The 12079-nt window shown below is 68.1% G+C and carries 10 protein-coding genes; 2 read left to right on the plus strand and 8 right to left on the minus strand.

Going from position 1 to position 12079, the window contains the following annotated elements; genetic code table 11:
- Positions 1 to 243: 243 nt before the first annotated feature.
- The 4 genes from NFL01S_RS28575 to NFL01S_RS28590 form a co-directional block, all read right to left on the minus strand.
- Positions 244 to 621 carry a DUF742 domain-containing protein gene (locus NFL01S_RS28575; RefSeq protein ID WP_062979416.1) on the minus strand — a complete coding sequence of 126 codons (378 nt, stop codon included), beginning with the start codon at positions 619 to 621 and terminating at the stop codon, positions 244 to 246.
- A 69-nt stretch (positions 622 to 690) separates the two neighbouring features.
- Complete coding sequence (locus NFL01S_RS28580) at positions 691 to 3126, minus strand: sensor histidine kinase (protein WP_062979417.1); 2436 nt, start codon at positions 3124 to 3126, stop codon at positions 691 to 693.
- Between the two features lie 204 nt (positions 3127 to 3330).
- A complete protein-coding gene (locus NFL01S_RS28585) occupies positions 3331 to 4854 on the minus strand; it encodes a hypothetical protein (protein WP_062979543.1) in 1524 nt (507 codons plus the stop codon).
- Between the two features lie 177 nt (positions 4855 to 5031).
- Positions 5032 to 5388 (minus strand): hypothetical protein, encoded by a 357-nt coding sequence (locus NFL01S_RS28590; protein WP_062979418.1) that lies wholly within the window; start codon positions 5386 to 5388, stop codon positions 5032 to 5034.
- A 233-nt stretch (positions 5389 to 5621) separates the two neighbouring features.
- On the opposite strand from NFL01S_RS28590, the gene NFL01S_RS28595 reads away from it, so the two are divergent.
- Positions 5622 to 6551, plus strand: a complete 930-nt coding sequence (locus NFL01S_RS28595; RefSeq protein WP_062979419.1) for an alpha/beta fold hydrolase — start codon at positions 5622 to 5624, stop codon at positions 6549 to 6551.
- Here the strand turns inward: NFL01S_RS28595 and NFL01S_RS28600 are convergent.
- From NFL01S_RS28600 to NFL01S_RS28615, 4 genes are all read right to left on the minus strand, one after another.
- The gene (locus NFL01S_RS28600) at positions 6540 to 7139 is read right to left on the minus strand and encodes a TetR/AcrR family transcriptional regulator (protein WP_062979420.1); all 600 of its coding nucleotides are present in this window, start codon (positions 7137 to 7139) and stop codon (positions 6540 to 6542) included. The two genes, NFL01S_RS28595 and NFL01S_RS28600, sit on opposite strands and share 12 nt — an antisense overlap.
- 234 nt (positions 7140 to 7373) lie before the next feature.
- Positions 7374 to 8906, minus strand: a complete 1533-nt coding sequence (locus NFL01S_RS28605; RefSeq protein WP_062979421.1) for an acyl-CoA synthetase — start codon at positions 8904 to 8906, stop codon at positions 7374 to 7376.
- Between the two features lie 247 nt (positions 8907 to 9153).
- Positions 9154 to 10011, minus strand: coding sequence for an alpha/beta fold hydrolase (locus NFL01S_RS28610; RefSeq protein ID WP_062979422.1), 858 nt, complete (start codon positions 10009 to 10011; stop codon positions 9154 to 9156).
- A 277-nt stretch (positions 10012 to 10288) separates the two neighbouring features.
- A complete protein-coding gene (locus tag NFL01S_RS28615; protein WP_062979423.1) occupies positions 10289 to 10936 on the minus strand; it encodes a GntR family transcriptional regulator in 648 nt (215 codons plus the stop codon).
- 375 nt (positions 10937 to 11311) lie between these two features.
- Between NFL01S_RS28615 and NFL01S_RS28620 the strand changes: the two genes are divergently transcribed.
- On the plus strand, positions 11312 to 12055 hold the full coding sequence (locus tag NFL01S_RS28620) for a sulfite exporter TauE/SafE family protein (RefSeq protein ID WP_062979424.1): 744 nt from the start codon (positions 11312 to 11314) through the stop codon (positions 12053 to 12055).
- Positions 12056 to 12079: the final 24 nt, after the last annotated feature.

The raw sequence follows: 12079 nt of genomic DNA on the forward strand, positions 1-12079 counted from the left end.
ACGTAGACCCACTCGTTTCAGGGTGATGGGCCGCCCGGCCGCGGGGCGGCCCATCCCAGCTATCCCGGCATTGCGATAATTTCTACTAGATTTTTCCTCGCAATGCGCTTTGTCTGTCCCAGACTCTAGCGAACGGGATGCGTGTGGTCCCCGGAAGCGGATAGGCGAATGCGGCGCTCACCCCGAAGTTCGGGTGGCGCGGGTCGCGCTGCGGCGTATTCGAAGACCGATCGGCGGGCCCGATCAACCGCCCCGCAAACTGTTCGCGATCGTCCGCAGGAGATCGAGTCCGGCCGCGTTGTCGGGAGTTTCCACCGGTGCACGCACGATCAGCCGGCCGTCGTCGACGAGATCCCCGATCAACACCTTGGTCAGCGCCAGCGGAACACCGAGTTGAGCCGATACCTCGGCCACCGACTGCGGTGCCCGGCACAGCCGGACTATTTCGGCGTACTCGGGTTCCGGCCGTCGCAGCGCCAGGCCGGAGCCGGCGTCGGCCACCATGGAATCCAGCGTGAGCTCCGTGCGCTCGCTACGACCCCGGCCGCGGGTCAGCGCATAGAGACGGACGACCGGGCCGGCGTCCTCCTCGTCCCCCGAGGTGTCGTGTGGACCGCTCATGGCTGCGGCTTGCCGTTCGCTCCGGTCTCCGGCGGCCTGCTCACCGGCTTCGCCGACGGCCGGTTCGGGTCAATGCGCGGGGGAGTGGTCATCGTCGCCTTCCTGTCGAGTTCTCTCGGATTCGGCCGGCTCCGGCAGTGCACTGCGTCCCGACCGGGTGCCACCCTCGATGGCGGCCATCAGATTGCGTGCTTCCTCGGCGCTGCGGGGACGAGGTGCTTCGGCGGCCGGGGCGGTACCGGAATCGGCGGGTTCGGGAGAGGGGGCGGGTTCGGCGCTCTGCCGGCGCCGTCGGGGAAGCGGAGGGCGGGTGCCCGTACTCGGTTGCTGCGCCGCATTATCGGTGGCCGGCTGCCCGGGCCCGCCGGGTCGTGCCGGGGTCGGGACACCGGCGGGTGCGGGGCTGCCGTTCGGTCCGCTGCGTTTCTCCGCGGAGTCCCGGCCTCCGGCTTCCTCGGAACGCGTTCCGTTGTCCGCCGGGTTTCCCGCGCCGGGCACGCCGCGTTCTTCGATCAGTTCGGTGGGAATCAGCACGACGGCCTTGACTCCGCCGTATATCGAATCCGACAGTCGTACCGACGCGCCGTGACGGGCCGCCAGCGTGGCCACCACGAAAAGCCCCAACCGGGTATCGCCGGACAGCGCCGCGACCCCGAAATCCGGTGGTTGCGAAAGCAGCTGGTTGTTCGCGACGATCTCGTCGGCCGACATGCCCAGCCCCTGGTCGGCGACCTCGACCGCGACCCCGCGGCCCACGACGGCCGCCGAGACCTCCACCCGCGACTGCGGCGGTGAGAACGCGGTGGCGTTGTCCATCAGCTCGGCCAGCAGGTGGATCAGATCGGCGGTGGCCTGGCCGGCGATCAGCACATCGGGAGCGCCGCCGGTGTGGATCCGGGTGTAGTCGACGGTTTCCGCCGCGGCTCCGCGGATCAGATCCCACAGCGGAATCGCATGACGCCACACCCGGCCGGGGTTCTCACCGCCCAGCACGATGAGGTTCTCGGCATGGCGCCGGGCGCGGGTGGCCAGATGGTCCAGTTCGAACAGCAACTCGAGCTGGTCGGCGTTCTCCTCCCGGCGCTCCGCGCGGTCGAGCAGGGCCAGCTGTTTGTGCACGGCGACCTGATTGCGGTGAGCGATATTGAGGAAGACCGTGCGGAAACCGGCCCGGGTACGGGATTCGGCCACGGCGGCCGATACCGCGGCGACCTGCGCCCGGTTGAACGCGTCGGCCACCTCGCCGAGTTCGTCGGTACCGAAGTCCAGGCGGGCCACCTCGGCGGCCGTATCGATCTCGGCGCCGCTGTCGAGGCGCCGCATCAGATCGGGCAGCCGGTGGTCGGCCAGTTCGAGGGTGTCGCTGCGCAGCCGGCGCATACGCGCGATGAACCGGTTGGCCACGAACAAGGTGCCCAGGAACGCCACCAGTGTGACGACCAGGACCACGATCCCGCCGATCAACGACAGGCTCGCCGTATCGGTGCCCTCCTCACGGGCGATGGCATGTGCGTCGCGGCTCTGGTCCTCCCACAGTTTCAGCAGGGCCGAGCCGAGCCGGGTGGACGCTTCCTGCCAGGCCGGTCCGGTCATCGGCAGGGTGGCGGGCTCGGATTGCCCGGACTCGCCCCCGCCGTCGACGCTTTCGGACGGAGCCGGGAAGGGGCCGCGCAGCACCATCGCGTCCTGCATGGCGGTCACCTGCTGCCAGTCCGGTGACGAGATGAGAGCGTGCAGCTGGTCCAGTCGCGGACCCTTCAGTACAGACGACGAATAGGCGGCCTGCGCGCGGAACTCACCGACGTACCGGTGGAATTCGAGGAATTGCTCAGGCGTCGCGTCCCCGCGGGCGAGGCTCACGATACCGAGGGTATCGGCGCGCGAGAGGGCTTCCGCGGCCCGCAGCGGTTCGACGCCGTAACCGAGTGCGATCCCCAGGCCGGCGTCGGGCGCGACCCGGGCGGCGATCAGCGACGCCCGGAAAATCGTGTCGATCACCGTATTGAAGAATCCGAAAGCGTCGGCACTGGGTACCGCGCGGGCGTCGATGGTGGCGCGGAAACCGGGAACGCTGTTGTAGAGCGGACGGAAGGTCTCCAGTTCGGCTGCCGTCCCGCCGGGGTCGAGCCGCTGGGCAGCTTCGCCCTTGGCGATCGTCGCCGCAAGCGCGGAATCGGACCGTGCTCGCGCGTCCGCGAGAGCGCCGGCCGCGACCGGATCGCCCTCCAGGTACAGCATCGACAGTCTGCGCTCCTCCTCGAACGTTTCGACCATGGAGATCACCGGCGTGGTGGTGCTGCTGATGAGATTGGCCCAGACCCGGGCCGACAGACTGTCCTTCACCAGGTATCCGGCGGCGCCGACACCGATGATCAACAGCGTGATATTCGTGATCAGCAGGATCGAGAGCAGCCGGGTGCGGATACCGACACGGCCTCGAGTGACATTCCTGCCGGAGCGGAGTGCCCGATCCCACGAGTCGGACAGATGCCGCCGAACAGCCACGATAGATCAACCCGTTCCAGGGCATGCGCAGACGACACCATGGTGATCGGCGCATATCACCCTAATGTTCCCGGCATTGCCGTTGTCCGGCAATGCATCAGCTTCGGTCCAAACCATAGCGAAGCATGGTGCGCGGGCCGAGACGAGTCTCACCAAGCGGTCGTCAGGGTATCGGAGTGATCCCGGGTACAGGCCGCCCGCGGTTCAGGAGCGACCCGCCCGTTTCGGGCCCGCGGGACCGCGGAAACACAGCACCTGATCGCCGTAGCCGGCCAGCGGCCGGGCCTCGGCGGCCTGGCGGATACCGCTGGCGGGCAGCTCGGTGAGCTTCGCGAACATGGTCGCATTACCGAAGGCCGAACGGATCTGCGTCTCCGAGGCGTAATCGGCGCCGTAATCGGCGAGCTTGCCGAAATCCAACGGCGCCAGCGGGGTATCGAGCGCCACCGGCTCCGCGGGCCGTCCGAGCGCGGCGTACTGGGCGGCCGCGCCCTGTTCGTACCAGCACAGCTCGTAGGCCAGGCTCTCGGTGCTGGTCACGCTCATCACCGGCCACTGCCGCGAAAGACGGAGGGCCAGCGGGTTCTTCGCCACCGGCGTGAGTTCCCATTTCAGGCTCTGCACCGCGACCCAGCTCCCCGACCTCCGCTCGATCAGCACGATATCCTCCCCGAGTTCGGGGGTCGCGTTCATCTGCGGATCGCGGGTGCCCCAATGCGCCTTGTCCACGCCGTACGCGGTGTTGATATCCACCAGCTCTGCGCCCGCCTCGCTGTAGGCGGCGATAATCGCCGCCCGCACCTGCTGCACTGCGTCCGGCGCCGAACAGAGCACACCGAGCGCACCGAACGACGAGCCGATCTCCACCGGTTTGGCCGGCTGATCCGGCATGGCACCCGCCACCAGTGGTTTGAGCCCGACCAGCGCCAGATTCCAGTTGATCTCCTCGATGGTCGCCAGATCACCGGCGCTTTGGTAGAGGATCTGCTGCTGGGTCAGATAGCCGGCGCGCTCCAGCGTGCGGCATTCGAGTTTGCGCAGCGCGGACTGGGTTTTGCTGGTGAAACCGATCTCTTCGATCTTCATCGCGCGCAGCTGCGCGGCCATCTCCGGGGTGGTGAGCGCGGTATACCGTTCGCGGTACATGGCCACCGCCTGTTTGCGCTGCCGGCCCACCATCAGGGTGCGTAACAGCGTGTTCAAGGTGGCGAGGTACTTGCGCGACTGATCCGGATCGGCCGCGAACAAACCGGCGCGGATCCGCACGGCCTCGTCGGTTGCCATGACCGCCGCGCCCGGATCCAGCCGGCACAGCCATACACCGCATTTCGACAGGCTGTCCGCGCAGGCTCCCGCCGCATTCGGATGATCGTGCGCTACTTGCGTATAGGCGTTGCAGGCATCGCGGATGGTCGCGGTGGCCAGTTCACGGTGCCCGATCTCCCGGGCCGCCTGCTCCAGCAGCCGCAGCGTGTCCTGCACCTTGTTCGCGAATTGCGCGGTGACCTGCCCGGCGGTGAACCAGCGCAGCCGGATCATCACCGCCTCCTGCGCGGGTTCCAATGCCCCGGCCACCCGGTTCCGTACCGAGCCATCTGTTTTGGTGGCCAGATATGCGGCGGCGAGTTCGGACAGGCTGGTGGCCAGCTGTAATTCGGTTTCCGGGGTGCGGTCCCGGGCCGCGATCCGGTCGGTGGCCACCCGCCCCTCGATGGCGATCAGATCCATCGCGATCTCAATTCCCGCATCACCTTCCGCGCACGGTCCCTGCCGACCCATCGAGTCGCGTGGCCGTCATCCGAGCATTCCTCGAAAGTCTGCCACAAGTAGGGCTCGATCAGCAGGCCTACCGGGGCCCTTACCGGAACCCGGCTGTTCTGCGCCACCGGATCCGGGTGCTCCCGGTCAGGTGGCGGGGACCGTGGTGGCACCGATACCGAGATAGAACAGCATGATCAGGAACAGGAACCAGCCCGCGCCCTGCCAGATCGGCCAGGTGCCACCGCGCCGCCACACCCGGATCGTCTCCACGAATGCCCCGATACCACCCAGGAACAGCAGCACACCGGGACCGAACAGCACCGCCACCTGGGACGGCGTATCGCAGAGCAGCGAATCGGCGTCCCGGCACTGCGCCGCGGCCGACCAGATCGCGGTTCCCGCGCACACCAGTGCCGCAACGGCCAGCACTGCCAGGGTGTAGCGGACGGCCCGGCGGAAGTTCCCGTCGCCGGACCAGCGCTTTTCCACGTCGTTCGTCATCGCCCAGCCCTCCTGCGCTCGTCGCCGGACCGGTCTCGCCCCCCGCGGTATTGCCCGGATCGTGCGCGGCAAACGTTGCGCGGACGTCCCCGGGAATCGCCACGTGGACCGTGGGAGGTGAACCGAAAGCTGAGCAGCCGCCCATAAGAGTACTGTTCCAGCAGTTCAGTAGGCATTTTCTCGGCTGCCGAAAGCGAGTTGCCGGGCCTGTCTTGTGTCCCGAGGCTGAAGGTATGAACGCACAAACCCGCCGCGCATACGCCGAGTTCCTGCCCGAGCCCTACCGGTCCGATCCGATCGCCGAACCGGTATCCGAATGGTGGGAGTGGCGTGGCCGCCGGGTCCATATGCTGCGCGCCGCGGTACCCGACGCTCCGGTGCGGCTCCTGGCGATCCACGGCGCCGGCGGTCACTCGGGCCTGCTCTGGCCGGCAGTGACGCTGGGGCTGCGGGAGAACGTCGATGCCACGGCCGTCGACCTCCCGCTGTACGGACGGACGGTCGAACCCGATCCGGCCGGGGTGCGCTACGGCGAGTGGGTCGACCTGCTGTGCGATCTGGTGCACACGCAGGCCGCGGCGGACGAGCGGCCAATAGTGCTGTTCGGCGCGAGTATGGGCGGGATGCTGGCCTACGAGATCGCCGCACGCACCGGTGCGGTCGCGCATGTCGTGGCGACCTGTCTGCTGGACCCCGCCGATCCGCACTCGCTCCCCGTCCTCACCCGATGGAATCTGCCCGGCCGGTCGGGTCCGCGCCTGCTGCGGTGGATCGACCCGGTCTGCGGCCGGCTCCGCGTGCCCATCCGCTGGATCACCCATATGGACAAGATGAGCCTCGACCCCGACCTGTCGCGGCTGTGCGCGGCCGATCCGCTGGGTGGCGGCGCCCGTATCCCGCTGGGGTTCCTCCGTAGTTTCGTGGACTACCGGCACGCACCGCCGCAAGAGTTCACCGCCGCTCCGGTCACACTGGTCCATCCCGCCGCGGACCAGTGGACACCGCCCGAGCTGAGTATCCGTTTCCTCGAACGGATTCCGGCCCGGCGCGAAACCGTGCTGCTGGACAACTGCGGGCATTTTCCCGTCGAAGAACCGGGGGTCGCGCAGCTGGCCGCGGCCCTGCGCGCGATCCTCGCCGAAGCGAGCGGGTCAGGGCGCTGATACCGGGGGCGCCAACCGCTCCACCACGGCCATCAGATCGTCCGTGGTCATCGGATGCCGCGGAGGCACCCGATGTATCTGCGCATCGATCGTGTGGACCAGCAGGCGCGCGGTCGACTCCGGGTCTGTGCCGCCGCGACCGCAGCGGCGGAGATGATAGGCGAGTTCGTTCGCGAGATGATCCTCGAAGGCATGCATGGCCGCCAGCTCATCCGCCCCGCGCATAGCCATCCGGTGCATCAAGGCGTGCAATCCGGGGCGGTCGCGATGCAGATCGATGGCCGTGTCCAGCACTCTGCGCAGTGCCTGCTCGAACGGCGGCTCGGCGGCGCGCACCTCGTCCAGCACGGCGCCCAGGCGGGTAGCCGCGTCGGTGACGTGCCGCCGGGCGAGCGTGTGCAGAATCGCCTGTTTATCCGGGAAGTACTGGTACAGCGTGCCTATCGAGGTACCGGCCCGCTCGGCGATGTGGTTGGTGGTGGTGGCCAGGCCATCGCGACCGAACAGTTGCGCCGCCGCCTCCAAGAGGGCGTCGACAGTGAAACGCGATCTGTCCTGCCGAGGCGACCGCCGCACGCCGTGGCTCATGGGCGAAGCCACCCAGAGGTCACGTGCGCGGTTGGGGCGGGCCGGCCGACCGCCATGGGCATCTGTGGTCTCCGATGTCGGGCACTGGGTCGGCACCGATTATCCGGCACCGGAGGCTCCCCGTACAGAGGCGGCAGCACCCCGCCGGCGCAATCGCTTCACCTTACGAGCACCAGGAGCCAGGTGACCGACGTGACCGGGTGCGGTTACCGGAGACCTACCCCGACGGCCGGGTCACAGGTACTGGGCGCGGAGTTTGCCTTTGACCAGTTTGCCGGTGGGGGTTCGGGGGAGTTCGTCGGCGAAATCGACCGTGCGCGGGACCTTGTATCCCGCGATACGGGCGCGCAGGTAGTCGCGGAGTTCCGCGGCGAATCCGGGGCCGGGTTCGGCGCCGGGGGCGGGCTGGACAACGGCCTTCACCGATTCGCCCATCTCTTCGTCCGGGACGCCGATCACGGCGACATCGAGAACCTTCGGATGCAGGGCGAGGGCATCCTCGATCTCCTGCGGATAGATGTTCACACCGCCGGAGATGATCATGAACGCCTTACGGTCGGTGAGGAACAGGAAACCGTCCTCGTCGATGTAGCCGATATCGCCGGTGGTGGTCCAGGTCGGATGCTGCGGGTGGATCGCCTGCTCGGTTTTCGCCGAATCGTTGTGGTAGGTGAACGGGACTTCCTCGCGTTCGAAATAGATCGTGCCGATCTCGCCGGCGGGAAGTTCCGCGCCGTCGTCACCGCAGATCCGCACCGCGCCCAGCCCGGCCGGTCCCACCGACCCCGGTTTCCGCAACCACTGTTCACTGTCGATGAAGGTGGCGCCGTTCCCCTCGGTGGACGCGTAGTACTCGTACAGCACCGGCCCCCACCAATCGATCATCTTCTGTTTGACCTCGACCGGGCACGGCGCGGCGGCATGGACGGCCACCCGCAGGCTCGAGACGTCGTAGCGGGCGCGGACGGCCTCGTCGAGTTTCAGCATCCGGACGAACATGGTCGGGACCCACTGACTGTGGGTGACGCGGTAGCGCTCGATGGCCGCCAGGGCCTCCTCGGCGTCGAAACGTTCCAGCACCACCAGCGTCCCGCCGAGGGCATGTACCACGCCTCCGAACCGCAGCGGTGCCGCGTGGTACAGCGGGGCGGGCGACAGGTAGACCGTCTCGGTATCGAATCCGTAGAGCGGGCCGAAAACGGCGGTGTAGGTATCACCGGGCGGATCGCCGACCTGTCGGTCCGGCAGCGGATGTTTGATGCCCTTCGGCCGCCCGGTGGTCCCGGAGGAGTAGAGCATATCGGCGCCGCGTGGCTGATCGGCCAAAGGCTCCGGGGAAGCGGCGGCCAGCGCTTCCTCATAGGATCCGTGCCCCTCGACCTCGCCGCCGAAGGCCAGCCGGATCTCCACTCCCGGGGTCTCCTCGACGATCTTCTCGGCGGCCTCGCGCAGACCGGCCGACGTGATCAGCGCCCGTGCCCCGCAGTCGGCGACGATATAGCTGATCTCGCTCGGCGACAGATGCCGGTTCACGGCGGTGATGTAAAGCCCGGATCGCAACGCTGCCCAATAGACTTCGTACACCTTGGGATCGTTCCCGGACAGCAGCGCGACGTGGTCGCCCGTGCGCAGACCCGCCTCGTGGAGGTGCCGGGCGAGGCGGACGGAATTGTCCTCCAGCTCCCGATAGGTCAGCGTCTCACCGGTCCCGGCGAGGATTACGGCCGGTTTGTCAGGGAAACGATCGACATGCGCGCCGGGATACATGCTGCTCCTCTGCGGAAACGTTGCGATCGGTGGACCGACCGCCGAGCCGATATCGGGGCCGGGGTCATATCGCGGCACCGGTCCCGCCGGGCATTCGCCCGACCAGCGCGACACTAGCGGAAAGTGAACCGCGATTCGGTCAGTACGCCGAAACTGATCGGTGCGGTCCGGCTTTCCTACCGGACCGGCGCGGGAGATACGAGATCGGTATGGCCGCGCCGTAACCGGCGGCCCGGGCGGACGCCGGTTACGGCCGTTCGGCGAGGAAGGCGGTGACCAGCCTGTTGAAGAACTCGGGCCGTTCCCCTTGGACCCAATGGCCGGTGGCGGCCGGTAGGTACACATCGCAGTTCGGAATGCGGCGGGCGAGCATATGTGCCCCGCCGGGGCGATTCACCCGATCCTCCGCACCCCAGATCACCAAGGTCGGTTGCGTGATCCGGCGCAGCCGGGGATCGCGGGTGAGGTCCATCCGCATGAGCGTGCGTGGGGCGGACCGGCCCGAGGGCCGGCGTAGCGGCGGATTCGCGATGACCTCCGGGTCCAGGCTCGCGCGATAGCGGTTGTCGATCATCACGTCGGTGATGGCACCCGGGTCGTGCACGAGGTATTCGCGCATGAATGTCGCGAGCTTCTCGCGGCTGGGGCCATTGCCGCCGTAGTAGGCGAGCAGTGCCCGCAAACCCGCGGTCGGCAGCGCCCGGGTGGTGCCGATACCGCCGGGAGCCGCCAGTACGAGCCGCTCGACCTTGCGGGGCGACTCCATCGCCATCCGCAGCGCCGCCGCCCCACCGTAAGAATTGCCGACCACATGTGCGCTGCGCACCTCGAGGGCGTTCAGCAATCCGGCCATGGAGGCCGCAAGGTCGCCGAACGGGTCGGACCGGTCGATCTGCTTGCTCGACCGCCCGTACCCGGGCATATCCGGTACCAGCACACGGAACCGCCGGGCCAGTGCGTCGATATTGCGTGCGTACGCGGCCGTACCGGAGGCACCCGGGCCTCCGCCGTGCAGCAGTAACACGGTGGGCCCGGAGCCGGATTCGGTGTAGTAGATATCCCGGTCGCCGATACGTACGGTTCGCCCGCCCTCGATCTCCGTCACGCTCGACCTCCTTTTCGGCGGATTCTGCGGTGAACGCTACGGAATGTCCGGGAAAGTGCTGGTGCCGGGGCCGGCCGCGCAAAGGGACCACCCCGTCGAATCCGGGGATCGCGAGCACGACGATCTCCGGCCGGTCGAACCTGTGGAGGCCTGCCCGGATGTGCGGTTCACCGGGGCGGCGGGGTGCGGCAACGGTACCTCCCGGGCGGCGAATATTACGCCCCGGTTGTATACGACCCGCATATTTCCAGAGGGGTACCGGAACGCTTCGCGGGCGTTACGAACCCGATCCCGCTGCGGCGGCCCGGCGGTCGCGCAGCCGGTACGCGACGGTCGCGCGGCCGATATGTTCGGTGACCAGGCGCTGGGCGAGCTCCGCGTCCTCGGCTTCCACGGCGGCGCAGATCCGTTCGTGCTCCTCCCAGGAATCACCGGCGCGGCGCGGTAGTTCCACCGCGTAGACCCATGCGATTTTCCAGCCGAGCTGGGTGATCAGCTGAGCCAGCAGGGGGCTGCCCGAGGCTTCGGCCAGAACCTCGTGGAAACGACTGTTGAGCCTGGTCAGCTCGTCGAGGCGGCCGGTACGTACGGCGTCCTGTCCGAGTGCCGTGAGCTCTTTCAGGCGGCCGAGTTGCTCCGGGGTGCGCCGGTGTGCGGCCCGGCTCGCGCACAGCGGTTCCAGGCGGGCGCGGATCTCCAGCAGATCGGCTGCTTCGTCCTCGGTCAGTTCGGCGACGAAGGTTCCCGCGTAGGGGCGCGAATAGGCGAAGCCCTCGGCTTCCAGCGTGCGCAGCGCCTCCCGCACCGGTACGCGGGAGACCCCGTAACCCTCGGCGATCGTATCCTCGGTCAGCCGCTGGCCCGGGGCGAAGACACCGTTGATGATGTCGTCGCGAATGGCACGGCACACCTGCTGTTTGGTCATTCGCGGGTTCCTGCTGGCCACATCGTCCTCGGCTCGGGTCGGGGGCTTGGTCGGATACGATCCGGTGCCCGGTACTCCCCACTGGATACCAGGTGTGCGCCCGAGGCGCCGGTGGGGGTGTTGTGCTCATCCGCTCGGCAGGTCGGAACGGCGCGGCCAGGTCCGGTTACCGGGTGCGCAGCGGCGGCCGGAATTGCCTGCTCAGCGCCACGTTCTGCGGCGGCAGCGGAGTGCAGAGAATCACCTGCCGGTGCTCGGAGGTGGGCTCCTCGCGATGTGGTCGCGGTGTCGCAGCCCGTCGGCCCGATGGGGCCCGACGGGCAGTCGATCGACTTTTCGTATACGATTCGGTCACGCTCGGATTGGAGGGAAGTGATGGACCCCGCGTACGTGGTTCTGCTACTGGTGGCCGGATTCGGTGCCGGCGTCTGCAATGCCGTCGCCGGTGGTGGCAGCCTGCTGTCGTTTCCCGCGCTGCTGGCCGCCGGTCTGCCGCCAGTCACCGCGACGGTGACCAATGCCGTCGCGGTGTGGCCCGGATATCTGGGTGGCGCGGCCGCCCTGCGTTCCCGGCTCACCGAGCATCGCAGCCTGCTCCCGCGACTGATCGTCACCGGCATCGCGGGCGCCGTCGGCGGTGTGATCGCATTGCTTGCCGCGCCGCCCGAGGTCTTCGCCGCGCTGGTTCCCTATCTGGTGCTGGCGGCCACCGCCCTGTTCGCGGCCCAGCCGGTGATATCCCGGCGGCTCGCCGAGAAGGGCGCTGATTCCCGGTTCACCATGCTCGTGGGGGTTTTCCTGGGCGGCGTCTACGGCGCCTACTTCAACGGCGGTATGGGCATCGTGTTGCTCACGGCCCTCGCGCTCGGTATCGATGCTTCCGTCAACATGCTCAACGGTCTCAAAAGCCTCCTGGCCCTGATTGTCTCGACCACGGCGACCGTGGCGGTGGCGCTTTTCGGACCTGTCGAATGGTGGTCCGTAGCCGTCCTGGCCCCGGCGTGCCTCGCCGGTGGGATGCTCGGCGCGAAAATCGCCGACCGTTTACGCCCCGGCGTATTCCGCGCCGTGGTGATCGTCTTCGGTGCCGGTGCGGGCGTCGCCATGTTGTTCACCTGAACCTGTCGAAAACGCAGGTCGACT

Source organism: Nocardia flavorosea NBRC 108225, assembly GCF_001613385.1.
Taxonomy (GTDB): Bacteria; Actinomycetota; Actinomycetes; order Mycobacteriales; family Mycobacteriaceae; genus Nocardia; species Nocardia flavorosea.